This is a genomic window from Demequina salsinemoris (genome assembly GCF_000974805.1).
Taxonomy (GTDB): Bacteria; Actinomycetota; Actinomycetes; order Actinomycetales; family Demequinaceae; genus Demequina; species Demequina salsinemoris.
On record NZ_BBQZ01000002.1, the window covers coordinates 390376 to 415628 of the forward strand.

Consider the following 25253-nt stretch of genomic DNA (forward strand, 5'->3'; position numbering starts at 1 on the left):
GCCCGGGGTCGGTAGCATCGTGTCGGTAACTCTCACGCCCACGCATCAAGGAGCACGAACGTGTCCAGCCTCATCGCGACCATCGACGGCATCGAGCGAGAGCTCGCGGCCGGGACGACGGGGTCGGACCTCTTCGGAGAAGCCAGGGACGTGCTCGTCATGCGCGTCGACGGCGCGCTGTGGGACCTCGCTCGCGAGGTTCCGGCGGGCGCGACGGTGGAGGCAGTGACCATCGCCGAGCCCGATGGGCTCATGGTGCTCCGTCACTCGACCGCGCACGTGCTCGCGCAGGCGGTTCAGCAGGTCAACCCGGACGCGAAGCTCGGCGTGGGCCCGCCCATCGAGAACGGCTTCTACTACGACTTCGACGTCGAGACCCCGTTCACCCCCGAGGACCTCAAGGCTCTCGAGAAGGCGATGCAGCGCATCGTCAAGGAGGGGCAGTCCTTCGTGCGGCGCGAGGTCACCCGCGACGAGGCTCTCGCCGAGCTCGCGCACGAGCCGTACAAGTGCGAGCTGCTCAATCACGAGGCCGGCGCCGCTGAGGGCGCGTCGGTCGAGATCGGCGATGGTGACATCACGATCTACGACAACGTGCGCAGGAACGGCGATCGCGCGTGGGGCGACCTGTGCCGTGGCCCGCACGTCCCGACCACCAAGGTGCTCGCGAACGGCTGGTCGCTCATGCGCTCGGCCGCCGCGTACTGGAAGGGCTCGGAGAAGAACCCGCAGCTCCAGCGCGTTTACGGCACCGCGTGGCCCACCAAGGAGGAGCTCGTCGCGTACAAGGACCGCCTGGCCGAGGCCGAGCGCCGCGACCATCGCAAGCTCGGCGCAGAGCTCGACCTGTACTCGTTCCCCGAGGAGATCGGCTCCGGCATGGTGGTGTTCCACCCGCGCGGAGGCGTCATCAAGCGCGAGATGGAGGACTACGTCCGCCAGCGTCACATCGAGGAGGGCTTCGAGTACGTCTCGACCCCGCACATCTCGAAGGACGCGCTGTTCTACACCTCGGGCCACCTGCCCTACTACAAGGGCACGATGTTCCCGCCGATGCACGTCGACGAGGAGATCGACGAGCAGGGCAACGTCACCAAGCAGGGCCAGGAGTACTTCCTCAAGGCCATGAACTGCCCCATGCACAACCTGATCTTCCGCTCGCGCGGGCGCTCGTATCGCGAGCTGCCCCTGCGCTTCTTCGAGTTCGGCTCGGTCTACCGCTACGAGAAGTCGGGCGTCGTCCACGGCCTGACCCGCGTGCGGGCCATGACGCAGGACGACTCGCACTCGTACGTCACCCCCGAGCAGGCGGGCGCGGAGATCGAGCACCTCCTGAGGTTCGTCACCGGGCTGCTCGAGGACTTCGGGCTGACCGACTACTACTTCGAGCTGTCCACCCGCGACACCGAGGGCGACAAGAAGGACAAGTTCATCGGCTCGGACGAGCAGTGGGAGTCCGCCACGGAGGTGCTGCGCTCCACCGCGGCGAGCTTCGGCCTCGAGCCCGTGCTCGACCCGGGCGGCGCCGCGTTCTACGGTCCCAAGATCTCCGTCCAGGCCAAGGACGCGATCGGGCGCACCTGGCAGATGTCGACCATCCAGTACGACTTCAACCAGCCCGAGCGCTTCGGCCTCGAGTACACGGCCGCCGACGGCTCGCGCCAGCAGCCGGTCATGATCCACTCGGCGAAGTTCGGCTCGATCGAGCGCTTCCTTGGCGTGCTCGTCGAGCACTACGCGGGCGCGTTCCCCGTGTGGCTCGCTCCCGTCCAGGTGCGCTGCGTGCCCGTGGCCGAGCCCTTCAACGACTACCTCCACGAGGTCGCCGCGAAGCTGCGCGCGCAGGGCGTGCGGGTCGAGGTCGACGACTCCGACGAGCGCTTCCCCAAGAAGATCCGCACCGCCTCGAAGGAGAAGGTGCCCTACGTGCTCATCGCCGGCGGCGAGGACGCCGAGGCGGGCGCCGTGTCGTTCCGCTTCCGTGACGGAAGCCAGGACAACCAGGTTCCCGTGGACGAGGCCGTCGCGCGCATCGTCCAGGCGATCAAGGACAAGGCGCAGGTCTGACGATGCCCGAGGTGGTCGACTCCGAGACGATGGGTGGGGAGCCCGACGGCTTCGAGCGTCTGTGGACGCCGCACCGGATGGCGTACATCACCCACTCCTCTGAGCGATCGCGAATCGAAGGGGACAGCGACTGCCCGCTGTGCAAGAAGGTCACGGATGACGACCGCGCGCACCTCGTCGTCCACCGGGGGCAGACGTGCTACGTGGTGCTCAACCTGTTCCCCTACAACCCCGGGCACCTCATGATCTGCCCCTATCGGCACATCGGCTGGTACACGCAGGCGACCGTCGAGGAGCGCGCCGAGATCGCGGAGCTCACCGCCGAGGCGATGGGCGTGCTCCAGGCGCTGAGCGGCACCCAGGGCTTCAACATCGGCATGAACCAGGGCGTCCCGGGGGGAGCAGGCATCTCCGAGCACCTGCACCAGCACGTCGTGCCCCGGTGGACCGGCGACGCGAACTTCCTGCCCATCATCGGACGCACCAAGGCCGTTCCCGAGCTGCTGGATGACACCTGGCAGCGCGTGAGCGAGGCCTGGGCCGCGCGCCGCTGAGCCCCCGACCACGACCCACGACCGCTCCTGAGAAGAAAGGCAACGATGCTCTCGAGCCTGCGGCCGCTGATGGCCAAGATCTGGCAGGCCCCCGCCAAGGCGCTGCTCGGCGCGGGGATCCACCCGAACACCGTGACGATCATCGGCACGATCGGAGTCGTCCTCGGCGCGGCGCTGTTCTTCCCCCGGGGCGGAACGAGCCTCGCCTGGGGTGTGCTCGTCATCGGGATCTTCGTGATGACCGACATGCTCGACGGGACGATGGCGCGGCTGTCCGGCAAGACGTCGCGCCTGGGCGCGTTCCTCGACTCGACCCTCGACCGGGTCGCGGACGCTGCGATCTTCGGCGCGCTCGCGTGGACGTTCAGGGACGACACGTGGACGGGCCTGGGAGCGCTCCTGTGCCTCGCGATCGGCTCGTTCGTCCCCTACGCGCGTGCGAAGGCCGAGAGCCTCGGCGTGGAGGCGGCGGTCGGCATCGCGGAGCGGTCGGATCGGCTCGTGCTCGGCCTCGGCGCGACCCTCGCCGTGGGCCTCGGAGCCCCGCTGTGGGTCCTCACGATCGTGCTGTGGCTGCTCGCGGCCGCCGCCGCGATCACCGTGGGGCAGCGCACGTGGCGCGTCGTCCTGGCCAATCGCGAGGACCTGGCCGAGACGCAGGACCACCACCGCGACTCGCTCGACTACCAGCATCACCCGGACGATGCGCCGGGACGTCCGCACGCCGAGGCCGCCCGGCATGAGGACGGCTCGGGCGACGGGGAGACCTCCGCCGCTCGATGAACGCCTTCCTGTTCGCCTGGCGCGCCTCGCGCTGGCTGCCGGCCAGCATCGTCCGGGCTCTCGCATGGGCGCTTGCGATGCTCGGCTGGGCGACCCATGCCAAGGCGACGCGGCGGCTCGAGGACAACCTCGCGCGCGTGACCGGGGCCGACGGGCGTGCGCTCAGGCGGCTGTCGCGGCGCGGGCTGGCGTCCGTGGCCCGCTACTACGCCGAGGTGCTCGAGATGAGCCGCCTCGACGCCCGCACCGTGGACGCGCGCGTGCGCTGCGAGCTGTCGGAGGAGACGCGCGGGGTCTTCGCGGGAGACGACGCCGCCATCGCGGTGCTCGGACACTACGGCAACTGGGACCTGGTCGGCTCCTACGCGTCGCGTCACCTGATGCCCGTCACCGCGGTCGCCGAGGTGCTCAAGCCTCAGGAGGTGTTCGAGGAGTTCGTTGCGCTGCGCGCGAGGCACGGCATGCGGATCCTCGGTCATGAGGGCGGCGCGACCTTCCGATCGCTCATCCGCATCGCGCGGGCGGAGCGACAGCTCGTGTGCCTCGTCGCGGACCGCGACCTGTCCGGGTCGGGCGTGGCGGTGGCGATGTGGGGCAGCTCGGTACGGGTCGCGCCGGGTCCCGCCGCCCTGGCGGCCGCGACGGGCCGGGTGATCCTGCCGGCCTTCGTCAGGTACGAGCGGCTTCACGGCGCGCGGCGCCGGGCCGCGCGCTCGCGCTGGGGTACCGTGCTCTCGTTCGGGCCGGTGATCGATCCGGCCCGGTTCGAGGGAGAGCAGCGGGTGGAGCAGATGACTCAGGAGTGGGCATCGTCGCTCGCCGACTTCGTGGCGGCCCATCCGGAGGACTGGCACATGCTGCAGCGCTTCGGCTGGGTGGAGGACGCGTGACATGCGCATCGGCATCGTCTGCCCGTACTCCCTCGATCGCCCCGGCGGGGTCCAGCTCCATGTGATGGACCTCGCGCAGGCGCTGCTCGCGCGCGGCCACTTCGTGTCGGTCCTCGCGCCCTCGGCGCCGAACACTCCCGTGCCCGGCTACGTGACGAGCACAGGACGCTCCATCCCGGTCCCGTACAACGGCTCGACCGCGCGCCTGTCCTTCGGGCTGCTCACGGCCGCCCGCGTGCGCAAGTGGCTGCGCGAGGGCAGGTTCGACGTCGTCCACCTGCACGAGCCGGGCGCGCCTTCGATCTCCGTCATCGCGATGTGGGCGAGGCTCGGTCCCACCGTCGCGACCTTCCACACCTCGAACGACGACTCGGCGCTCATGCGCATCGGCCGCCCCTTCATCAAGCCCGGCTATCAGGAGCTCGACGCGCGGATCGCCGTCTCGCCCTCGGCCGCGCGCACGATCGAGCAGCACCTCGGCGTCGAGGCGACGCACATCATCCCGAATGGCGTGGATACCAGCACCTACGTCTCGGCCGTCCCGCGTGAGCAGTGGCGCGGGACGTCGGCGGAGCCCACGATCGGCATCCTCGGCCGCATGGACGAGCCGCGCAAGGGCCTGGACACGTTCCTCGGAGCGATCGCGCACGTGCGGGCGGAGATCCCCGGCGCGCGCTTCCTGGTCGCGGGCCGCTACGCCGAGCGCACCGCCGAGCGCATCCGACGCGCGGGCGGCACCTCGATCGGCCCGCTCGACGAGAAGGACAAGGAGCGCTTCATGTCCTCGGTGGACGTGTACGTCGCGCCGAACACCGGGGGAGAGAGCTTCGGCATCGTCCTCGTGGAGGCGATGGCCGCGGGCGCCGCGGTCGTCGCGAGCGATCTGACCGCGTTCCAGGACGTGGGCACCGCGGGCGACGGCGAGCTCGCCGTGAGGCTGTTCCCCGTGGGCGACTCGGAGTACCTCGCTGGCGAGCTCGTGTCGCTCATCCGGGACGGCAACGCCCGCCGCAGGCTCGCGCGCCGCGGACAGGCGCTCGCTGGCACCTTCGATTGGCTCCAAGTCGTCCCGAGGGTCGAGGAGACCTACCTCGACGCCATTAGACTTGACGCCGAACTGAGTCCCCAGTCGGCGAAGGAAGAAGACAGAGCATGAGCGAAGCCACCACTGCCCCCCAGGTCGGAACCGACCTCGTCAAGCGCGGCATGGCCGACATGCTCAAGGGCGGCGTGATCATGGACGTCGTCACCCCCGAGCAGGCGAAGATCGCCGAGGACGCCGGCGCGGTGGCCGTCATGGCCCTCGAGCGCGTCCCCGCGGACATCCGCGCGCAGGGCGGCGTGTCCCGCATGAGCGACCCGGACATGATCCAGGGCATCATCGACACCGTCTCGATCCCCGTGATGGCGAAGGCCCGCATCGGCCACTTCGTCGAGGCGCAGGTGCTCGAGAGCCTCGGCGTCGACTACATCGACGAGTCCGAGGTGCTCACCCCGGCCGACTACACGCACCACATCGACAAGTGGAACTACACGGTTCCCTTCGTCTGCGGGGCGACCAACCTGGGCGAGGCGCTGCGCCGCATCTCCGAGGGCGCGGCGATGATCCGCTCGAAGGGCGAGGCCGGCACGGGCGACGTCTCGAACGCGACCACCCACATGCGCAAGATCCGCGCTGAGATCAAGGCGCTGACCGCGATGCCCGAGGACGAGCTGTACGTCGCCGCCAAGGAGCTTCAGGCGCCGCTGCCGCTCGTTCAGGAGATCGCCAAGACCGGCAAGCTGCCCGTCGTGCTGTTCACCGCGGGCGGCATCGCCACCCCGGCCGACGCCGCGATGATGATGCAGCTCGGCGCCGAGGGCGTTTTCGTGGGCTCCGGCATCTTCAAGTCCGGCGACCCCGCGACGCGCGCCAAGGCGATCGTCAAGGCGACGACCTTCTACGACGACCCGGCGGTCATCGCCGAGGTGTCGCGAGGCCTCGGCGAGGCGATGGTCGGCATCAACGTCGACGAGATCCCCGAGCCCCACCGCCTGGCCGAGCGCGGCTGGTGAGCATGGCACCCGAGCCCGCTGAGCGCGTCGTGCGCGAGGGGGCACGGGTGCTGGTGGTCGCGCGGGACCGGCGCATGCTGGTGCTGCGCGCGCACGACCCGCATCAGCCCTCGCGGTCGTGGTGGTTCACGCCCGGCGGCGGGCTCGAGGCGGGGGAGACCCCGGCTCAGGCGGCGGTCCGCGAGCTCGCGGAGGAGACGGGCATCGTGTGCGGCGAGCAGGAGCTCGTCGGCCCGGTGTGGGAGCGCACGGCGTTCTTCGACTTCATGAGCCGGCCCTATGTGCAGCACGAGCTGATCTACCTGCTCGAGGTCGACTCGATCGATCCGCACATCGAGCAGCGGTGGACCGCGGCGGAGCGCGACACGATCGATGAGATCGCGTGGCTCGCCGAGCATGAGCTGCGCGAGGCCGAGATCGAGGTGTTCCCGCTCAGGCTGCGCGAGTCGTGGGACGAGTTCCTCGCGTGGAACGGTGAGACGGTGAACCTGGGAGAGGTGGACGAGTGACGACGATCGGTGTGCTGGCGCTGCAGGGCGACGTGCGCGAGCACGTGCAGGCGCTCACGCGCGTCGGTGTCGAGGCCGTGGGCGTGCGCCGCCTCGCGGAGCTCGAGGCCGTCGACGGCCTGGTGATCCCCGGCGGCGAGTCGACCACGATCGACAAGCTCCTGCGCATCTTCGAGCTCCACGAGCCGCTCAAGGCGCGCCTGGCCGACGGGCTTCCGGTGCTCGGCACGTGCGCGGGCATGATCATGCTCGCGACCGACATCATCGGCGGCATCGACGGCCAGCAGACGCTCGGCGCGATCCCGATGACGGTGAGGCGCAACGCCTTCGGCCGCCAGGTCGACTCGTCCGAGGTGAAGCTCACCTGGCGCCCGGACGGCACGGACATGGACGCCACCTTCATCCGCGCTCCCTGGGTCGAGTCCTTCTCGGACGACGTCGAGGTCCTCGCGGTCGACGAGGCGCACGGGGACCGCACCGTCGCCGTGCGCCACGGCAACGCGATCGCCACGAGCTTCCACCCCGAGATCGTCGCGCCCGGCGCCACGCCCGACGATCGCGTTCACGCGCTGCTCGTCGACATCGTCGAGGGACGATGACCGTCTCGCCGTGGGAGCAGGACGTCGCCGACTTCTGGTCGCATGCGGACCGGTCGCGCGCCGCCGAGACGGTCGAGGAGGCCGAGCGGCTGTGCCTCGACGCTCCTGACGGCGCCGCGGCCCTCTACGAGCTCGCGTCGGCGCACGACTTCGTCGACGACGAGGAGGGCGCGGTGCCGCTGTACCGCCGTGCTCTCGCCGCCGGGCTCGACGGCATGCGTCGCGACGAGGCGGTGATCCAGCTCGCGAGCTCGCTGCGCAACGTCGGGAGGCCCGAGGAGGCCGTCGCGCTCCTCGAGTCCGAGCCCGTGCGCGAGGAGCTCGTTCCCGCCGCGCAGGCCTTCCTCGCCCTCGCGCTTCACGACGCGGGACGATGCGATGACGCGCTCCGCACGGCGCTCGCCGCGCTCGCCCCTTCGTTGGCGCTGTATCAGGGGGCGATCACGCGCTACGCCGACGCGATCGGCACGGACGAGGGCTGACGCAGCCGTCCGCGCTATCCGCGGTGCACGCGGGTCCGCCTCTCGCCTGCGTAGAATGGTCGGCAGTTCAAGAACCTGCGCGACGAGGAGCACACGTGTCCGGTCACTCCAAATGGGCCACCACCAAGCACAAGAAGGCGGTCATCGACGCCAAGCGCGGCAAGCTGTTCGCGAAGCTGATCAAGAACATCGAGGTCGCGGCGCGCACCGGCGGTGGTGATCCTGCCGGCAACCCGACGCTGTTCGACGCCATCCAGAAGGCGAAGAAGTCCTCGGTGCCCAACGACAACATCGACCGCGCGGTCAAGCGCGGATCGGGCGACGAGGCCGGCGGCGCGCAGTACGAGACCATCATGTACGAGGGCTACGGACCCAACGGCGTCGCGATGCTCATCGAGTGCCTCACGGACAACCGCAACCGCGCCGCGATGGAGGTCCGCACCGCGCTGACCCGCAACAACGGCACGCTCGCCGACCCGGGGTCGGTCGCGTACCTGTTCTCGCGCAAGGGCCAGGTCATCGTGCCCGCCGAGGGCACGACCGAGGATGCGCTCATGGAGGCGACGCTCGAGGCCGGCGCCGAGGAGATCGAGGACGCCGGAGAGGTCTTCGAGATCACGTCCGAGGCGACCGACGTCGTCGGTGTGCGCACCGCGCTGCAGGAGGCCGGGATCGACTATGACTCGGCCGAGGCCGTGTGGACCCCGTCCATGAAGGTCGAGCTCGACGTCGAGGGCGCCAAGAAGATGCTGCGCCTCATCGACGCGCTCGAGGACTGCGACGACGTGCAGAACGTCTACGCCAACATGGACGCCTCCGACGAGGTGCTCGAGGCGGCAGCGGCCGAGTAGCCGATGCGGGTCCTCGGCGTCGACCCGGGCCTCACCCGCTGCGGGCTCGGCGTCGTGGACGCGCTGGCGGCGCGGAGGATCGCGCTCGTCGACGTGTCCGTGGCGCGCTCGCACCCGGACGATGCGGTGCCCAGGCGGCTGCACCAGATCGCCGAGGCCGTGGAGACGATGCTCGAGACGCATCGTCCGGAGGCCGTGGCCCTGGAGCGCGTGTTCGCCCAGCACAACGTCTCGACGGTCATGGGCGTCGCCCAGGTGTCGGGCGTCGTGATGGTCGCGGCCGAGCGACGGGGGATCCCTGTCGCGCTGTACACCCCGTCCGAGGTCAAGGCCGCCGTCACCGGCGATGGCCGTGCGGGCAAGCAGCAGGTCGGCACCATGGTGACGCGGCTGCTCGGGCTCGACGAGATGCCGAGGCCGGCCGATGCTGCCGACGCGCTCGCCATCGCGATCGCGCACGCGTGGCGAGGCGGCTCGGCGCCGACGGCGTCGAAGGCCACGACGGACGCCCAACGCAGGTGGGCGGAGGCCGAGCGGGCGGCGCGTCGGCGCGGATAGGTCGGTCCCATCCCGTAGCCTCGTTCGTACATACGTTCGATGAGGAGGCCGAGTGATCGCGCAGCTGACGGGAACCGTCGCGCACGTCGGAGCGTCCGCGGTGGTGATCGACGTCGCCGGCGTCGGGTATCGCGCGCTGGCCACGCCCGCGGCGCTGTCCGAGCTCAGGACCGGACAGCACACCACGCTGCACACCCACCTCGTGGTGCGCGAGGACTCGCTCACGCTGTTCGGCTTCGCCGCGGCATCCGAGCGCGACACGTTCGAGGCGCTCCAGAACGTCCAGGGCGTCGGCCCCAAGATGGCCCTCGCGATGCTCGCCGTCCACTCGCCCGACTCGCTCGTGGCCGCCGTCCAGGCGGGCGACCAGAAGGCGCTCACGAAGGTTCCGGGCATCGGCCCCAAGGTGGCCGCGCGCCTGCTGCTCGAGCTCGGCGGCCGACTCGTGCTTCCCGAGGAAGGCGCCCCCGCATCGTCCATGGACGCGAGCGGGCAGGTCGTCGAGGCGCTCGTGGGACTGGGCTACCAGCTCAAGGCGGCCGAGAAGGCCGTCGAGGCCGTGTCCGACGGCCCCGTCGGGGAGGCCGCGGTGCCCGAGACGCTGAGGGCCGCGCTCAAGTCGCTGGGAGGATCGCGTGGCTGACGAGCTCGATGACCTGGAACGCGTCGTGAGCGCCGAGGCCGACGCGATCGAACGCTCCTCGGAGGCGGCGCTGCGCCCCCGCAATCTCGACGAGTTCGTCGGCCAGCGCACGGTGCGCGAGCAGCTCTCGCTCGTGCTGCGCGCGGCCGTCGCGCGCGGCGGAACCTCCGACCACGTGCTGTTGTCCGGCCCGCCGGGACTCGGCAAGACCACGCTCGCGATGATCATCGCGCAGGAGATGGGCTCGACGCTGCGCGTGACCTCAGGACCTGCGATCGCGCACGCGGGCGACCTCGCCGCGATCCTCAGCTCGCTCGATTCGGGCGACGTGCTGTTCATCGACGAGATCCACCGCCTCGCGCGTCCCGCCGAGGAGATGCTGTACCTCGCGATGGAGGACTTCCGCGTGGACGTCGTGGTCGGCAAGGGGCCCGGCGCCACGTCGATCCCGCTCACGCTGCCTCCGTTCACCGCCGTGGGCGCCACGACGCGCGCGGGTCTGCTTCCCGCGCCGCTGCGCGACCGCTTCGGCTTCACCGGGCACCTCGACTTCTACGAGCCCGACGAGCTCAAGGCGATCCTCGTCCGGTCCGCGGGGATGCTCGAGCTGTCGATCTCCCATGACGCGGCAGGGGAGATCGCCTCGCGCTCGCGCGGCACGCCCCGCATCGCGAACCGGCTGCTGCGCCGCGTGCGCGACTGGGCGCAGGTGCACGGCGACGGGCGCGCGACGATGGAGGCCGCGCAGGCCGCGCTCGAGGTCTACGAGGTGGACGCGATGGGCCTCGATCGGCTCGACAGGGCCGTGCTCGGCGCGCTGTGCACGCGCTTCGGTGGGGGGCCGGTCGGGCTCACCACTCTCGCGGTCGCCGTGGGCGAGGAGCCCGAGACCGTGGAGACCGTCGCCGAGCCCTTCCTGGTCCGCGAGGGGCTCATGAGCCGCAGCCCGCGCGGCCGGATCGCGACGTCGCTCGCGTGGGAGCACCTGGGACTGTCGGCGCCTGATCGACCGAGCGAGGCGACCGGGGGCTCGCGACTGTTCGACTGACGCGCTGGGGTTTTCGACTCTGGGCATTCTCAGGGCTAGACTTCCCAGGGCCCGTACGGGCGCAACAACGTTAAGGAAACCTGTGTCAACTGCAGCGAAGGCCGCGCGTCGCGCGCTCATGTGGCTGGGCATCATCCTCGTCGTGGGCTACGGAGCCCTCGCGGCGGGAGTGGTGACCGGCGCCACGACCCTTGCCCCGGGCCTTGCCCTCGACCTCGCGGGAGGTCGCCAGCTCACGCTGCAGGCGACCACCACCGACGGGTCCGAGGTGACCCAGGAGGACCTCGAGCAGGCGGTCGAGATCATCCGCAAGCGCGTCGACGCGTCCGGCACGTCCGAGGCCACGATCACGACGCAGGGCTCGAACGTCATCGTCGTGTCGCTGCCGGGCAACCCATCCGACGAGACCATCGACCTGGTCCGCCAGAGCGCCCAGCTGCAGTTCCGGCCGGTTCTCAACTACCAGTACTCCTCATGGGTCACCGAGGCCGCGGCCTCGGCGAGCGCGAGCGCGTCGGCGAGCGCCTCCGCGAGCGCGACCGCCTCGGCGTCGGCGACCGCCGACCCCACGCCCTCGGGCTCGGCCTCCGCCGCGAGCAACGTGCTGCGCGACTCGGCGTCCGAGGACGCCACCCCTGCCGCCTCGGCGACCGCCGCCGATCCCACGGCGAGCGCGTCAGCCAGCGCATCGGCGAGCCCGTCCGCATCGGCCTCGGCCAGCGCGAGCGCCGAGACGAGCTCCGACGACGCCGCCGCCGGCACGGCCTCCGACCTCACCTGGCTCACCGACGAGCTCCAGGCCGAGGCCGACGCCCTCGACTGCTCCGACGAGGCGAACCTCGGCGGCGCCGACCTCGGCGACTCCGACGCAGGGCACGTCGCGTGCTCCTCGGACGGCTACTACGTCTACCTCATGGGTCCCGTCGAGCTCACGGGCTCGGACGTCGCGAGCGCGACCTCCGGCCCGTCGTACAACACGACCGGTGCGCTCACCGGTGAGTACGAGGTCGTCCTCAACTTCACCGACGAGGGCACGCAGATCTTCGACGACATCACCCAGCGCCTCATCCAGTTGGACAGCCCGCAGGACCAGTTCGCGATCATGCTCGACGGCGTCGTGATCTCGGCCCCCGCGGTGCAGGTCCGCATCTCCGGCGGCACCGCGTCGATCACCGGCGACTTCACGCAGGCCGAGGCCGCCCAGCTCGCCGCCCAGCTCCAGTTCGGTGCGCTGCCGCTGACGCTCGAGCTCCAGTCGAACGACAACATCCCCGCGACGCTCGGTCAGGACCAGCTCGAGGCCGGCCTCATCGCGGGCCTGATCGGCCTGATCCTCGTGGTCATCTACTCGGCGTTCCAGTACCGCGCTCTCGGCCTCGTCACGGTCGGATCGCTGGTCCTCGCCGGCGTCATGACCTTCATGGCCGTCGACCTCCTGTACTGGATGATCGGCTACCGGCTCTCGCTCGCGGGTGTGGCAGGACTCATCGTCGCGATCGGTGTGACAGCCGACTCGTTCATCGTGTACTTCGAACGAGTCAAGGACGAGCTGCGCGAGGGCAAGTCCCTCCCCGCGGCCATCGAGCGCGGCTGGAAGCGAGCCAAGCGCACGATCCTGGCGTCCGACGCGATCAACCTTCTCGCGGCCGTCGTCCTTTACCTGCTCGCCGTCGGCTCGGTCAGCGGCTTCGCGTTCACGCTCGGCCTCACGACCGTGATCGACATCATCATCGTGTTCCTGTTCACCCACCCGGTGCTGGTGCTGCTGTCTCGCACCAAGTTCTTCGGCGAGGGGCACAAGTGGTCCGGGCTCGACCCGCGTCAGCTCGGGAGGGACTCGTTCTACAAGGGCCGTGGGCGCACGCGCTCCTCGGAGTCGAAGAAGTCGCTCGCGGAGCGCAAGGCCGAGGCCGCGAACGGCACCGGCGCAGACGCTGACGCGGATGCTGACGCCGAGCCGGCGAAGGGTGGAGAGAACTGATGGCCGGGAACCTTGCACAGTGGGGCAACGCCCTGCACTCGGGTGAGAAGATCTACCCGATCGTCCGCCAGCGCAAGCGCTGGTTCGCGATCTCTGGCGCGCTCATGGCGCTGTCCATCGGCTCGCTGCTCATCTTCGGCGTCCAGCTGGGCATCGACTTCACCGGCGGCAGCCAGTTCCTCGTGACGACCGACTCGGACGACGTGTCGATCGCGCAGGAGGTCGGCGACGAGTACGCGCCGGACTCCGAGCCGCTCGCGTCGACGCTCGGCACGGACCGCATCAAGCTGTCCATGGGCGAGGTCGACATCGAGGTCGCGCGTGAGATCACCGCGGCCCTCGCCGACGGCTACGGCGTGGACGAGGCGGACGTCGCCTCGACGCAGATCGGTCCGACGTGGGGCGCCGAGGTGGGCAAGAAGGCCGCCCAGGGACTCATCGTGTTCCTCGTGCTCGTGTCGATCGTCATGACCCTGTACTTCCGCGCGTGGCGCATGGCCGCCTCCGGCATCATCGCGCTGATGCACGACCTCATCTTCACGGTCGGCATCTACGCGCTGATCGGGTTCGAGATCACCCCTGCCTCCGTGATCGGCTTCCTCACGATCCTCGGCTACTCGCTCTACGACACCGTCGTGGTGTTCGACAAGGTGCGCGAGAACACGAAGGACGTGCTCTCTCAGAACCGCTTCACGTACGGCGAGCTCGCGAACCTCGCGCTCAACCAGACGCTCGTGCGCTCGATCAACACCTCGGTCGTCGCGCTGCTCCCGGTGGCCTCGATCCTCTTCATCGGGTCGTTCGTGCTCGGCGCGGGAACGCTCAAGGACATCTCGCTCGCGCTCTTCATCGGCATGGCCGTGGGAACCTACTCGTCGCTGTTCGTCGCGACGCCGCTCGAGGTCCAGCTGCGCACGCGCGAGGAGAAGATCGCGAAGCACACCGAGAAGGTGCTCGCGCTGCGCGAGTCCGGTGAGTCGCTCGTCACGATGGGCGAGGACGGCGAGGTCCGCGTCGGCGCGCTGCAGCCCGGCGAGCACCTCGGCACGTCGTCGCAGCCGAAGCGCAAGGGCCGCAAGTAGACTGGGGACCTGCCGCGGAAGGAGGATCGATTGACTGAGACACGTTCCTCCACCGCGTCCGTGGGTCCGCTGGGATTCCTGCGTCGCGGCCAGCGCGAGCCGACCGCGATCGACGGGCTGATCGAGACCTTCCGGTCGCACTACCCGCGCGAGCGTGTCGAGCTGATCGAGCGTGCGTACGGTGTCGCCGAGAAGGCGCACCGTGGTCAGAAGCGCAAGAGCGGCGAGCCGTACATCACCCACCCCATCGCGGTCGCGCAGATCGTCGCGGACCTGGGCCTGCCGGCGTCCGTGATCGCGGCAGCGCTCCTGCACGACGTGGTCGAGGACACCGACTTCTCGATCGAGCGCATGGAGGAGGAGTTCGGGCCCGAGATCTCGATGATCGTCGACGGGGTCACGAAGCTCGACAAGGTCAAGTACGGCGACGCCGCCCAGGCCGAGACGGTCCGCAAGATGGTCGTCGCGATGGCCAAGGACATCCGTGTCCTGCTCCTCAAGCTGTGCGATCGCCTGCATAACGCGCGCACCTGGGAGTTCGTCAGTCCCGAGTCGGCGCGCAAGAAGGCGCAGGAGACGCTCGAGATCTACGCGCCGCTCGCGCACCGCATGGGCCTCAACGCGATCAAGTGGGAGCTCGAGGACCTGTCGTTCCGCGCGCTGTACCCGAAGATCTACCAGGAGATCGTCGAGGTCGTGGCCGAGCGCGCGCCCGAGCGGGAGAAGTACCTGGCGCAGGTGCGTGAGGAGATCGCCGCCGACCTGCGCGAGATGCGCATCAAGGCGACCATCACCGGCCGGCCGAAGCACTACTACTCCGTCTATCAGAAGATGATCGTCCGGGGCCGCGACCTCAACGACATCTACGACCTGGTCGGCGTGCGCATCCTCGTGGACACGGTGCGCGACTGCTACGCGGTCCTTGGCGCGATGCACGCGCGCTACCAGCCTGTGCCAGGTCGCTTCAAGGACTACATCGCGACCCCCAAGTTCAACCTGTACCAGTCGCTCCACACCACGGTGATCGGACCGTCCGGCAAGCCGGTCGAGCTGCAGATCCGCACGCATGACATGCACCGTCGCGCCGAGTACGGCCTCGCGGCGCACTGGCGCTACAAGGAGAACGGGCGCACCGGTCAGGAGTCGACGGGCAACCCCGGCGACATGGGCTGGCTGCGGCAGATCGCCGACTGGCAGCAGGAGACGGCGGCCCCGAGCGAGTTCCTCGACTCGCTGCGTGGCGAGATCTCCCGCGCGGAGGTCTACGTCTTCACCCCGCGCGGGCGACTGCTGTCGCTGCCGCAGGGCGCGACCCCGGTCGACTTCGCCTACGCCGTCCACACCGAGGTGGGGCACAAGACCATCGGCGCGAAGGTCAACGGCCGCCTCGTACCGCTCGACTCGACGCTCGAGAACGGCGACACGGTCGAGGTGCTCACCACCACCGACGAGAACGCGCATCCGCGCCGCGACTGGCTGGACTTCGTCCAGTCCACGCGCGCGAGGAACAAGATCCGGCAGTGGTTCACGCGCGAGCGCCGCGAGGAGTCCGTCGAGACCGGGCGCGACATGCTCGCGCGCGCGATCCGTCGTCAGCACCTCCCGATGCAGCGGCTCATGTCGCGGTCCACGCTCCTGGCGCTCGCCAAGGAGATGCACTACGACGACGTGGACGCGCTCTACGCCGCGATCGGCGAGCACAAGGAGCAGCCGTCTGACGTCGTGGCGCGCATGGTCGAGGCCGTGGGCGGTGCCGAGGGCGCGGACGAGGACCTCACCGAGATCACGAGGCCGGGGACTGGACAGAAGACCCGCAGGGGAGACCCCGGCGTGTCCGTCCACGGGCTCGCGGACGTCGTGGTCAAGCTCGCCAAGTGCTGCACTCCCGTTCCCGGCGACGCGATCCAGGGGTTCATCACCCGCGGACAGGGCGTGAGCGTGCACCGCGCCGACTGCGACAACCTGGCGAGCCTCAAGGTCCAGCAGCCCGAACGGCTCATCGACGTGCAGTGGACGGGCCAGCACGAGGCCACATACATGGTGCAGATCGAGGTCGAGGCGCTCGACCGCAACCGGCTGCTGTCCGACGTGGTCCAGGTGCTGTCCGACCACCACGTGAACATCCTGGGCGCGAACGTCTCGACGTCGAGGGATCGCGTCGCGCTCAACACCTTCACGTTCGAGATGGCCGATCCGTCGCACCTGGGCGCGGTGCTGGGCGCCATCCGCCGCATCGAGGGCGTGTACGACGCCCGGCGCATCACCGGTTCGCGCCGGCGCTGACGGTCCGGGCTCCACGGACTCGCGGATGACGCGGGCTCGTGCATGACGCGGGCTCGAGCGCGACGCGACCGTCCCGGTCAACGGGGGGACAGGCCACGCCGCCCTGTCCCACCTACGCCGCGCAGGCGGACTTCGGCTGGCCTCCATTCGCTGCCCATGCGTCCTGGATCGCACTCCATGCACTGGCGGCGCGCACTCGCGCACGGTCGGGCGCCGTTGTGAGCAGTGCGGCGGTGACCTCCCGCTCGCTCACGCCGTCGTCGCGCAGCTCGCGCCACACGAGAGGGATCGCCAGGCGGAGAGGTGCCCATCTGAGGGCGTCGACGAGGCAGCGGGCCGGGGCGGCGACCGCCAGGGGTCCCGCGGCCACGGTCGGCAGCTCCGTCGCGCCGGCGGCGTGGATCCGGATCCTCTGCGCTCCGCGCGGGGAGGTCCGTGCCCGATGCGATCCGGAACGCCGCACGACGTCCACCGTTGAGGGCAGGAGGCCGCCGCGGAGGACCCAGATGCCCGCGAGCCCGGAGACCACCGCGCCGCGGGGGATGTCGACGCTGAGCGCGAGGCCCCGGAGCGTCGGAGACGCCGGGATGTCGACCGGCGCACCCGAGGTGGCCGTCAGCGGCATGAGGCTGCCCTCGCGGACGGCGCGCGCGTAGCCCGGGGAACCGATCTCTGATTCGCGTACGAGGATCATGGGCCGAGGATCGCAGGAGGCGGCCCGTGCGCGCCCGCCGAGAGCCCCCGCCTGGGGACAACAAGGCCGGCGTCACCCGTGGGTGAAGCCGGCCTCGTCGTAGTCGCGGCTGTGATCAGCCCTGGACGGCCTCGATCTGCTTGAGCCAGGCCTTGCGGGCGGCGAGCGCCTCCTCGGCCTGCTTGATCTTGCGCTTGTCGCCGGCGGCGTTCGCCTTCTCGAGGTCCTTCTCGAGGTCGGCGATCGCGGCGTGGAGCTGCGCGGTCGCGCCCGACACGCGGGCCTCGAGCTCCGGGTTGGAGGAGTGCCACTCGGCGTCCTCGGCGTCGCGGACGGCCTTCTCGACCGCGCCGATGCGCTTCGCGAGACGCGCCGCGTCAGCGCGAGGCACGCGCCCCGCGGCCTCGAAGCGGTCCTGGATCGACCGGAGCGCGCGCTTCGCGTTGCGCAGGTCGGTGATGGGCATGAGTGCCTCCGCCTCGACGACGATGGCCTCCTTGTCCTCCACGTTGCCTGCGAGCGCCTCGTCCTCGGCGTCGGAGGCCGCGCGGCGCGACTCGAAGAAGCCGTCCTGGGCTGCCTGGAATCGGCGCCACAGCGCATCGTCCACGCTGCGACGGCCTCGGCCGGCGTTGCGCCAGTCGTTCATGAGGTCGCGGAACGCGCGAGCGGTCGAGTCCCAGTCGGTGGAGGACTGGAGCGCCTCGGCACGGGTGACGAGGGCCTCCTTGCGGTCGGCGACGGTGGCGTTCTCGCGGTCGAGCTCGGCGAAGTGGTGCTTGCGCGCCTTCTCGAACGACGAGCGGGCGTGCGTGAAGCGGCGCCACAGTGCGCGCTCGGCCTCCTTGGGGACGCGGGCGCCGTTGCGCTGCGCCTCCTTCCAGCCGTCGAGGAGCGACCGGAGGGTCTCCGTGTCGTTCTTCCAGTGGACCTGGGCCTCGGGCTTGGCCGCGAGGGCCTCCGCCTGCACCACGATCTCCTCGCGGGCCGCGAGCGCGGCCTCACGCGCGGCCTTGCGCTCGGCCTGGATGCGCTCGCGCGCCTCGGTGGCCTCCTTCTCGACCTCGGTCCAGCGGGTGCGCAGGGCCGAGATGTCGCCCACGACGACGGGCGTGGCGAGTCCCTCGCTGATGGAGGAGAGCGCCTCGTCCAGGTCCTTGACGGAGAGCTCCGCGGACTCGAGGCGGGCGTGCAGGCGCTCGATCGAGGCCTTGAGCTCGTAGTAGGCCTCGGCGTACGGCTTGAGCGGGTCCTCGCCCTTGGCGGCGCCGACCTCGAACTTCTCCGATTCGATCGCGACGAACACCGTCTCGCCGTCGACGGAGCCGAAGGCCTCGGCGGCTGCGAGCATGTCGGCCGTGACCTCGTCGACCACGGGCACCTTGACGGGGTGGGTCGCGTGGGCCGCGACCACCGCGGGAGTCGCGGGGGCGAACGAGCCGGGCTTGGGTGCGCGGGGCTTCGGTGCCCGCGGGCGCGGCTTCGCCTCGGCCTGCGGCGCCGGGGTCTCAGCCTCGGCGGGCGCCTCAGGTTCGGCGGGGGTCTCAGCGGCGGCCTCGGCCACCTCTGCCTCTGCCTCGGCCGGAGCCTCAGCGGGTTCCACGCTCTCGGGCGCGGGGGTCTCGGCCTCGACGACGAGCTCGGGCTCGGTCTCGGGGGTGGGGGTGGCGTCGATGTCGGCGGGGCGATCGGCGGAAGTCATGAAACGGATACCTCGTTCACGATGACGGACAGTGCCGGTCGACCATCGGTGTCTCCGGTGATCGTGCCGGCTTCGGCAACAGACTCAACAATACCCAGGCCGGACACCACTCGGCCGAACACGGTGTAGCCGCCCGCGTCATCGTCCGGAATCTCCGAGTCCTCGTAGACGATGAAGAACTGGCTTCCCATGGACGATGCGGCGGTCTCGGCGTCCGAGGCGCTGGACGAGGTGCGCGCCATCGCGAGCGTGCCCGCGGCGTACACGCCGTCCTCCGGGGCGTTCTCGATCGGACCGAAGCGGTACGACGGTCCGCCGGCGCCGGTCCCGAGCGGGTCGCCGCACTGAAGGACGTAGATGCCGGACGTCGTCAGGCGGTGGCACTCGGTCGATTCGTAGAAGCCGTCCTCCGCGAGCGCGAGGAAGGATGCGACGGCCTGCGGCGCCTCCTCGCCGTCGAGCTCGACGACGATGTCGCCCAGGTTGGTGCTGATCGTCGCGGTCCAGGTCTTGTCCTCAGCCATGCCGGTCGGCGGGGGAGACGGGGAGGCTCCCCACCCGGTCGCCGTCTCGATCTCGTCCTCGGTGGCGGTCGCGGTGGCCGAGGCGGAGGCGGAGGCCTCAGCGCTCGTGGAGCCGGAGTGGATCAGCGTGAACACCGCGGCGTAGCCGACGAGGGCGACCAGCGCGGCGGAGGCGGCGTACATGACGATCTGCCAGCGCCGGCGAGACCGAGCGGCCGCCTGCTGCGTGAGACGTGCCTGCTCCTCGCGGGCCTTGCGCTCCTTGGCCGCCGCCTTGTGCCTGCTGCTCACCTGTGCTCCTCCTGGCTCTGGGCCCCGTCAGTCTAGGCCCCGCTGGAATGGAACAATGGGCCGCATGGCTCGCGTACGACCCCTCTCTGGATTCCCCGAATGGACCCCCCGCGAACGCGTCGTGGAGGCCCACGTGCTCTCGACGCTGCGCGAGGTGTTCGCGCTGCATGGCTTCGGCGAGATCGAGACGCGCGCCGTCGAGCCGATCGACCGCCTCGCCGGCGACTCGGAGGCCTCGAAGGAGATCTACGTCCTGCAGCGCCTGAACGCCGAGGGCGACTCCGAGGCGAAGCTCGGGCTGCACTTCGACCTCACCGTGCCCTTCGCGCGGTACGTCGAGGAGAACCAGGGCGCGCTCCAGTTCCCGTTCCGGCGCTGGCAGATCCAGAAGGTGTGGCGGGGCGAGCGGCCCCAGGAGGGCCGCTTCCGCGAGTTCTACCAGGCCGACATCGACATCGTGGCGCGCGAGATGCTGCCCGAGCACCTTGAGGCCGAGGTCGCGATCGTCATGGCCCGCGCGCTGCGCGAGCTGCCCATCCCGACGGTGACGATGCGCGTCAACAACCGCGCGCTCGTCGAGGGCTTCTACAAGGGCGTCGGCATCGAGGACGTCGCGGGCGCGCTGCGCTCGGTCGACAAGCTCGACAAGATCGGCCCCGACGGCGTGCGCGCGGAGCTCGCGGAGCAGGGCGTGTCCGAGAGCGCGGCCGACGCGGCGCTCGAGCTCGCGAAGATCTCCGCGCCGGACGCGTCGTTCGCGTCCGCGGTCGAGGATCTGTGGGAGACGACGACCAAGGTCGCCGACGCCGCGGAAGCCGAGGCCCAGCTCGCGCGGGGCATCGCGTCCCTCGCCGCGCTCGTCGAGACGGTCAACGCCGCCGTGCCGGGAACCGCGGTCGCCGACCTGCGTATCGCGCGCGGGCTCGACTACTACACGGGCTCGGTCTACGAGACGTTCATGGACGGGCACGAGGGCTTCGGCTCGATCTGCTCGGGCGGTCGCTACGACTCGCTCGTCGCAGGGGGCGGCTTCCCTGGCGTCGGCATGTCGATCGGCGTGAGCCGCCTCGTCGCGCTCCTGCTGTCAGCAGGCCTGGTCGAGGCCACACGCGGCGTGCCGTCGGCCGTGCTCGTCGCGGTGACCGACGAGGACTCGCGCGCCGCCTCGAACGGCATCGCCGACAGGCTGCGCGCGCGGGGCATCCCGTGCGAGGTCGCCCCGACCGCGGCCAAGTTCGGCAAGCAGATCCAGCACGCCGACCGTCGGGGCATCCCGTTCGTGTGGTTCCCGGCCCCGGACGGGGACGGCCAGGTCAAGGACATCCGCTCGGGCGATCAGGTGGAGGCCGACGCCGACGCCTGGGCGCCCCCCGCAGCGGACCTTCGCCCCGGCATCGTCCGTCCCGACGCGTCCTGACCGGACCTGGCACGAGACCGCGGCAAGGTCCAACACCCCGGCCGACCGCGCATCGTCCCTCCCCGTTAGACTGATTCCCGCTCCAACCCTTCTGCGCCGCTGATGGCGCGAACGAAAGGCAGACCTTGCTCCGCACGCATCTCGCAGGAAACCTCCGTGCCGCCGACGCAGGCACGACCGTCACGCTGGCCGGCTGGGTGGGCCGTCGCCGCGATCACGGCGGCGTCGCGTTCATCGATCTGCGCGACGCGTCGGGCTTCGCCCAGGTCGTCATCCGCGAGGAGGTCGCGCACGCGCTGCGCACCGAGTACGTGGTGCAGGTCACCGGCGAGGTGCGCGAGCGCCCCGAGGGCTCCGCGAACCCCAACATGCCGTCGGGCGAGATCGAGGTCGTCGTCTCCGACGTCGTCATCCTCAACGAGTCCGCACCCACCCCGTTCCCGATCGACGAGCACGTCAACGTCGGCGAGGAGGCGCGCCTCAAGCACCGCTACCTGGACCTGCGTCGCCCGAAGCAGCGCGCGAACATCGTCCTGCGCTCCAAGGTGAACCAGGCCGCGCGCCGCGTGCTCGACCGCCACGACTTCCTGGAGATCGAGACCCCCACGCTGACGCGCTCCACGCCTGAGGGCGCCCGCGACTTCGTGGTGCCCGCGCGCCTGTCGCCCGGCTCCTGGTACGCGCTCCCGCAGTCGCCGCAGCTGTTCAAGCAGCTGCTCATGGTCGCCGGGATGGAGAAGTACTACCAGATCGCGCGCTGCTACCGCGATGAGGACTTCCGTGCGGACCGCCAGCCCGAGTTCACGCAGCTCGACGTCGAGATGTCCTTCGTCGACCAGGACGACGTGATCGCGCTCGGCGAGGAGCTCGTCAAGGAGATCTGGGCCCTCATCGGCTACGAGGTGTCGACGCCGATCCCGAGGATCACGTACGCGGACTCGATGGCGCGTTTCGGCTCGGACAAGCCCGACCTGCGCTTCGGCCTCGAGCTCACCGAGCTGACCGAGTACTTCGCCTCGACTCCGTTCCGGGTGTTCCAGGCCGACTACGTCGGCGCGGTCGTCATGCCCGGCGGCGCCTCGCAGCCCCGCAAGGTGCTCGACGCGTGGCAGGAGTGGGCCAAGCAGCGCGGCGCCAAGGGCCTCGCGTACGTCCTGGTCCAGGAGGACGGCACGCTCACCGGCCCCGTCGCGAAGAACCTGTCCGAGGCCGAGCTCGCCGGGCTCGCTGAGAAGGTCGGCGCGAACCCTGGCGACTGCGTGTTCTTCGCCGCGGGTGGCGTCGACGCCTCGCGCGCGCTGCTCGGTGCGGCCCGCAACGAGATCGCGGCACGCGTCGGTTTGATCGACGAGGACCGCTTCGAGTTCTGCTGGGTCGTCGACGCGCCGCTGTTCAAGCCCGTCGTGGCCGATGACGACGACGTCGCGCTCGGCACGTCGGCCTGGACCGCCGTGCACCACGCGTTCACGAGCCCCAAGCCCGAGTTCATGGACACGTTCGACACGGACCCGGGCCCCGCGCTCGCCTACGCGTACGACATCGTCTGCAACGGCAACGAGATCGGCGGCGGCTCGATCCGTATCCACCGCCAGGACGTCCAGCAGCGCGTGTTCACCGTCATGGGCATCGGCGAGGAGGAGGCCCAGGAGAAGTTCGGCTTCCTGCTCGACGCGTTCAAGTTCGGCGCCCCGCCCCACGGCGGCATCGCGCTCGGCTGGGACCGCGTCACGGCGCTGCTCGCCAAGGCCGACTCCATCCGCGACGTCATCGCGTTCCCCAAGTCTGGCGGCGGCTACGACCCGCTGACCGACGCGCCCGCTCCCATCACCCCGGAGCAGCGCAAGGAGGCCGGCGTGGACTTCGTGCCGGAGGACAAGGACGCGGAGAAGGCCGAGGAGAAGGCCGAGGCCTGATCCGCGCCTGACTCATCCGTTCCGCAGGGCGGGCTCCCGTGAGGGGGCCCGCCCTGCGGCGTTCCGGGGTTGGCCGGCTGGCTGCCGCCGCCGGTTCGTCACGCGTTCTGCGTCCTGTCCTCCTGCCTTCCCGCCGTCTGCCTTTCTGGGTCCCGCACGTCTTCCACACAACTAGGTCTGCGATCGGCGTGTCGCAAGCCCGACACGCCTGGTGCACGGTCATCTGTGTGCAGCACGTGCGGGCCGGCGGGCGGCTGCACGTCACGCCACTGCACGTCACGCCACTGCACGTCACGCCACTGCACCCGGCGGCGTCGCCAGGAGCTCATGCACGTCCCGTGCCACCTGGTCCGGATCGGCGAATACCTCGGATGCCGCGTAGCGCAGCACGGTGAGTCCCAGCCGCCTCAGGCGTCGGTCCTTACTCCGGTCGCGTGTGAACGCGGCGGGATCGGAGTGGTAGTCGCGGCCGTCCGCCTCGACCACCACATGCTCCACCTGGAGGTCCGCTCGGCCGATCCCGTCGTACTCCACCTGGCTGCGCGGAATCAGCCCCGACCTGATCAGGGCAAGCCGTGCCACCGTCTCGGCGGGCGACTCTGCAGCCGGGTCGAGGCACGCTCGGACGTCTGTCCGCGTGCGTGAGTCACCGCGCCACAGCGCCACTGCGGTGGACAACGAGACAACCCCCTGGTGCAGGGCGGCATCCACCGGGACCACCCACTCCTCGAACGGGAGGCACCGCGACGCGCACCTCAGTGCCTCGATGATCTCCGCAGGCCCCTCGGCGGGATCGCCTGGCAGCCGATGCAGGGTGACGCCGCTGAGGCGTCGACGATCACCGGCAGTCCGCGCCCGGTTCCGCGGAACCGCGAGATGCAGGCCGCGCGGCCGTCTCAGCAGTGGCAGCTCCCGCGATGCGAGAAGTGTCACGCATGTCGGCCGACCTCGGAATACTGCGGCGAGCGTGGGATGCCACTCAGCACCCGGTACTGCGTACACGCCCCGCCAAGCTCTGACGATTCGTCCTTGCTCCAGCGCGGTTCTGATGCTCCACAACGTCACTCCGGCGGCGAGCAGGCTCTCGCGGCGCGCGGCGCCGCCGAAGTCGTGAAGCACTTCCATCGGATCCATGGGCCGATCACACGACCGACAGCCGAGGAAGGCGGGAGCGGTCCGCTCATCTGGGGAGGGGCCGGGCGCGAACGCGGGATGTGGATGGCGCGTCAGCGCGGGCGCGCCGCCGCACGTCCTGCACACACTTCGGTCTGCGCCAGGCGTGTCGCGGCGTCTGAGCGGGCCGCCACGCCGGGTGCATTGCTATCTGTGTGCAGCACGTGCGGCGGGAGTAAGGGCCGCGGACGATGCGGTGGCGGACGATGCGGTGGCGGAGAGCGGGTCGGGTGCCGGGGACGATGCGGGTGTCGGCGTCGGGGGAGCGATCCGGGACGCACGCGAAGCCCACAGCACGCCGCCGATGACCAGCACGCCTCCCGCGAGCTCGCCGAGCCCCGGGCGCTCGCCCAGTGCGAGCCATGCGGTGACGATGCCGACGACGGGGACGAGCATCGAGAACGGGGCGACGACGCCCGCGGGGTGCCGCGACATGAGCCACACCCAGATGCCCGAGCCCGCGAGGGTCCCGAGCAGGACCGTGTAGGCCAGGCCGATCCACGCGGGTGCCGCCGCAGCGGTGAACGAGGTGCTCAGGGACGTGGTGATGGCGCCGGGGCCCTCGACGATCAGCGAGATCGCGAGCATCGGCAGCGGCGGCACGACGCTCATCCACAGCACGAGGTGCAGGGGCTTCTCGGCGCGGGCCTGGCGGCTCGCGAGGTTGCCGAACGCCCACGCGAGCGCGCCCAGCAGGACCAGGAGGAACGGCCACAGCGGGGCGTCCGCGCCGTAGGAGAGTCCGACGACGACGAGTCCGAGGGCGGCGACGGCGACTCCGAAGCCCGCCCGGGCGCCGATCCGCTCGCGCAGCAGCGCCGCGCCCAGCACGACGGTGAACGGCGCCGACGCCTGGAGCACGAGCGACGACAGCCCGGTGGGGAAGCCGGCGGCCATGCCGAGGTAGAGGAACAGGAACTGGAACGTGCCGAAGCCGAGGCCGTAGCCGATCAGCCACCGCAGGCGAACGCGGGGACGCGGGACCAGCAGCATCGTCGGGATCGCGATGATCGCGAAGCGCAGCGCCACCAGGAACAGGGGAGGGAACTGCTCGAGCGAGGCGTGGATCGCGAGGAAGTTCACGCCCCAGAGGACGGCGGTGAGGATGGCGAGTGCGATGTGGCGGGTCGACATGCGGCCAGTCTGGGCCCGCG

At 70.6% G+C, this 25253-nt stretch carries 23 protein-coding genes; 18 read left to right on the top strand and 5 right to left on the bottom strand.

All coding sequences use genetic code 11. The features are described from left to right. Positions 1-60 precede the first annotated feature (60 nt). From thrS to AOP78_RS05460, 16 genes are all read left to right on the top strand, one after another. Positions 61-2067, top strand: a complete 2007-nt coding sequence (gene thrS / locus AOP78_RS05385; protein WP_062202187.1) for a threonine--tRNA ligase — start codon at positions 61-63, stop codon at positions 2065-2067. A 2-nt stretch (positions 2068-2069) separates the two neighbouring features. Further along, positions 2070-2621: an HIT family protein gene (locus tag AOP78_RS05390; protein ID WP_062202188.1), complete on the top strand. Its 552-nt coding sequence runs from the start codon at positions 2070-2072 to the stop codon at positions 2619-2621. Positions 2622-2666: 45 nt separating this feature from the next. Further along, positions 2667-3404: a phosphatidylinositol phosphate synthase gene (gene pgsA, locus AOP78_RS05395; RefSeq protein WP_083979850.1), complete on the top strand. Its 738-nt coding sequence runs from the start codon at positions 2667-2669 to the stop codon at positions 3402-3404. After that, complete coding sequence (locus AOP78_RS05400; protein WP_062202189.1) at positions 3401-4294, top strand: phosphatidylinositol mannoside acyltransferase; 894 nt, start codon at positions 3401-3403, stop codon at positions 4292-4294. Before pgsA ends, AOP78_RS05400 begins: the two co-directional genes overlap by 4 nt. A gap of 1 nt (position 4295) precedes the next feature. Further along, positions 4296-5450, top strand: a complete 1155-nt coding sequence (locus tag AOP78_RS05405) for a glycosyltransferase family 4 protein (protein ID WP_062202190.1) — start codon at positions 4296-4298, stop codon at positions 5448-5450. Next, on the top strand, positions 5447-6349 hold the full coding sequence (gene pdxS / locus AOP78_RS05410; RefSeq protein WP_062202191.1) for a pyridoxal 5'-phosphate synthase lyase subunit PdxS: 903 nt from the start codon (positions 5447-5449) through the stop codon (positions 6347-6349). The genes AOP78_RS05405 and pdxS overlap by 4 nt, the downstream gene beginning before the upstream one ends. Positions 6350-6351: 2 nt before the next feature. Then, positions 6352-6858, top strand: coding sequence for an NUDIX hydrolase (locus AOP78_RS05415; protein ID WP_062202192.1), 507 nt, complete (start codon positions 6352-6354; stop codon positions 6856-6858). Further along, positions 6855-7457, top strand: a complete 603-nt coding sequence (gene pdxT / locus AOP78_RS05420; protein ID WP_062202193.1) for a pyridoxal 5'-phosphate synthase glutaminase subunit PdxT — start codon at positions 6855-6857, stop codon at positions 7455-7457. The genes AOP78_RS05415 and pdxT overlap by 4 nt, the downstream gene beginning before the upstream one ends. Then, entirely contained in the window at positions 7454-7939 is a 486-nt protein-coding gene (locus AOP78_RS05425) for a tetratricopeptide repeat protein (protein WP_062202194.1), read from the top strand. The genes pdxT and AOP78_RS05425 overlap by 4 nt, the downstream gene beginning before the upstream one ends. 95 nt (positions 7940-8034) lie before the next feature. Then, positions 8035-8790, top strand: coding sequence for a YebC/PmpR family DNA-binding transcriptional regulator (locus tag AOP78_RS05430; protein WP_062202195.1), 756 nt, complete (start codon positions 8035-8037; stop codon positions 8788-8790). A 3-nt stretch (positions 8791-8793) separates the two neighbouring features. Further along, entirely contained in the window at positions 8794-9348 is a 555-nt protein-coding gene (gene ruvC, locus AOP78_RS05435) for a crossover junction endodeoxyribonuclease RuvC (protein WP_062202196.1), read from the top strand. A gap of 52 nt (positions 9349-9400) precedes the next feature. Beyond that, positions 9401-9991, top strand: a complete 591-nt coding sequence (ruvA, locus tag AOP78_RS05440; RefSeq protein ID WP_062202197.1) for a Holliday junction branch migration protein RuvA — start codon at positions 9401-9403, stop codon at positions 9989-9991. Then, the gene (gene ruvB, locus AOP78_RS05445; protein ID WP_062202198.1) at positions 9984-11039 is read left to right on the top strand and encodes a Holliday junction branch migration DNA helicase RuvB; all 1056 of its coding nucleotides are present in this window, start codon (positions 9984-9986) and stop codon (positions 11037-11039) included. Before ruvA ends, ruvB begins: the two co-directional genes overlap by 8 nt. Positions 11040-11121: 82 nt before the next feature. Beyond that, complete coding sequence (gene secD, locus AOP78_RS05450; RefSeq protein WP_062202199.1) at positions 11122-13020, top strand: protein translocase subunit SecD; 1899 nt, start codon at positions 11122-11124, stop codon at positions 13018-13020. Then, entirely contained in the window at positions 13020-14102 is a 1083-nt protein-coding gene (gene secF, locus AOP78_RS05455) for a protein translocase subunit SecF (protein ID WP_062202200.1), read from the top strand. Before secD ends, secF begins: the two co-directional genes overlap by 1 nt. A gap of 30 nt (positions 14103-14132) precedes the next feature. Further along, a complete protein-coding gene (locus AOP78_RS05460; protein WP_236685301.1) occupies positions 14133-16385 on the top strand; it encodes a RelA/SpoT family protein in 2253 nt (750 codons plus the stop codon). Between the two features lie 112 nt (positions 16386-16497). On the opposite strand, the gene AOP78_RS05465 is transcribed toward AOP78_RS05460, so the two are convergent. The 3 genes from AOP78_RS05465 to AOP78_RS05475 form a co-directional block, all read right to left on the bottom strand. Further along, entirely contained in the window at positions 16498-17079 is a 582-nt protein-coding gene (locus AOP78_RS05465; RefSeq protein WP_062202202.1) for a hypothetical protein, read from the bottom strand. 115 nt (positions 17080-17194) lie between these two features. Continuing rightward, a complete protein-coding gene (locus tag AOP78_RS05470; protein WP_062202203.1) occupies positions 17195-18781 on the bottom strand; it encodes a DUF349 domain-containing protein in 1587 nt (528 codons plus the stop codon). Beyond that, positions 18778-19596 carry a peptidylprolyl isomerase gene (locus tag AOP78_RS05475; RefSeq protein WP_062202204.1) on the bottom strand — a complete coding sequence of 273 codons (819 nt, stop codon included), beginning with the start codon at positions 19594-19596 and terminating at the stop codon, positions 18778-18780. The genes AOP78_RS05470 and AOP78_RS05475 overlap by 4 nt, the downstream gene beginning before the upstream one ends. A 64-nt stretch (positions 19597-19660) precedes the next feature. Here AOP78_RS05475 and hisS point away from each other — a divergent pair, with 64 nt between their 5' ends. Together hisS and aspS are read left to right on the top strand one after the other, a co-directional pair. After that, entirely contained in the window at positions 19661-21013 is a 1353-nt protein-coding gene (hisS, locus tag AOP78_RS05480) for a histidine--tRNA ligase (RefSeq protein WP_062202205.1), read from the top strand. Positions 21014-21138: 125 nt separating this feature from the next. Continuing rightward, positions 21139-22926: an aspartate--tRNA ligase gene (gene aspS / locus AOP78_RS05485; protein ID WP_062202206.1), complete on the top strand. Its 1788-nt coding sequence runs from the start codon at positions 21139-21141 to the stop codon at positions 22924-22926. Between the two features lie 291 nt (positions 22927-23217). On the opposite strand, the gene AOP78_RS14700 is transcribed toward aspS, so the two are convergent. Beyond that, positions 23218-24060: an endonuclease domain-containing protein gene (locus AOP78_RS14700; RefSeq protein ID WP_083979851.1), complete on the bottom strand. Its 843-nt coding sequence runs from the start codon at positions 24058-24060 to the stop codon at positions 23218-23220. Between the two features lie 186 nt (positions 24061-24246). Continuing rightward, positions 24247-25233 carry an EamA family transporter gene (locus tag AOP78_RS05495; protein ID WP_062202208.1) on the bottom strand — a complete coding sequence of 329 codons (987 nt, stop codon included), beginning with the start codon at positions 25231-25233 and terminating at the stop codon, positions 24247-24249. Between the last annotated feature and the right edge of the window lie 20 nt (positions 25234-25253).

Excerpts from the sequence above, each read along its gene's own strand:
- AOP78_RS05470 (WP_062202203.1), bottom strand. The coding sequence starts at position 18,781 with ATGACTTCCGCCGATCGCCCCGCCGACATCGACGCCACCCCCACCCCC.
- AOP78_RS05405 (WP_062202190.1), top strand. The coding sequence starts at position 4,296 with ATGCGCATCGGCATCGTCTGCCCGTACTCCCTCGATCGCCCCGGCGGG.
- AOP78_RS05425 (WP_062202194.1), top strand. The coding sequence starts at position 7,454 with ATGACCGTCTCGCCGTGGGAGCAGGACGTCGCCGACTTCTGGTCGCAT.
- AOP78_RS14700 (WP_083979851.1), bottom strand. The coding sequence starts at position 24,060 with ATGGATCCGATGGAAGTGCTTCACGACTTCGGCGGCGCCGCGCGCCGC.
- pgsA (WP_083979850.1), top strand. The coding sequence starts at position 2,667 with ATGCTCTCGAGCCTGCGGCCGCTGATGGCCAAGATCTGGCAGGCCCCC.
- secF (WP_062202200.1), top strand. The coding sequence starts at position 13,020 with ATGGCCGGGAACCTTGCACAGTGGGGCAACGCCCTGCACTCGGGTGAG.
- AOP78_RS05415 (WP_062202192.1), top strand. The coding sequence starts at position 6,352 with ATGGCACCCGAGCCCGCTGAGCGCGTCGTGCGCGAGGGGGCACGGGTG.
- AOP78_RS05465 (WP_062202202.1), bottom strand. The coding sequence starts at position 17,079 with ATGATCCTCGTACGCGAATCAGAGATCGGTTCCCCGGGCTACGCGCGC.
- AOP78_RS05400 (WP_062202189.1), top strand. The coding sequence starts at position 3,401 with ATGAACGCCTTCCTGTTCGCCTGGCGCGCCTCGCGCTGGCTGCCGGCC.
- AOP78_RS05495 (WP_062202208.1), bottom strand. The coding sequence starts at position 25,233 with ATGTCGACCCGCCACATCGCACTCGCCATCCTCACCGCCGTCCTCTGG.
- pdxS (WP_062202191.1), top strand. The coding sequence starts at position 5,447 with ATGAGCGAAGCCACCACTGCCCCCCAGGTCGGAACCGACCTCGTCAAG.
- hisS (WP_062202205.1), top strand. The coding sequence starts at position 19,661 with ATGGCTCGCGTACGACCCCTCTCTGGATTCCCCGAATGGACCCCCCGC.
- AOP78_RS05390 (WP_062202188.1), top strand. The coding sequence starts at position 2,070 with ATGCCCGAGGTGGTCGACTCCGAGACGATGGGTGGGGAGCCCGACGGC.
- ruvC (WP_062202196.1), top strand. The coding sequence starts at position 8,794 with ATGCGGGTCCTCGGCGTCGACCCGGGCCTCACCCGCTGCGGGCTCGGC.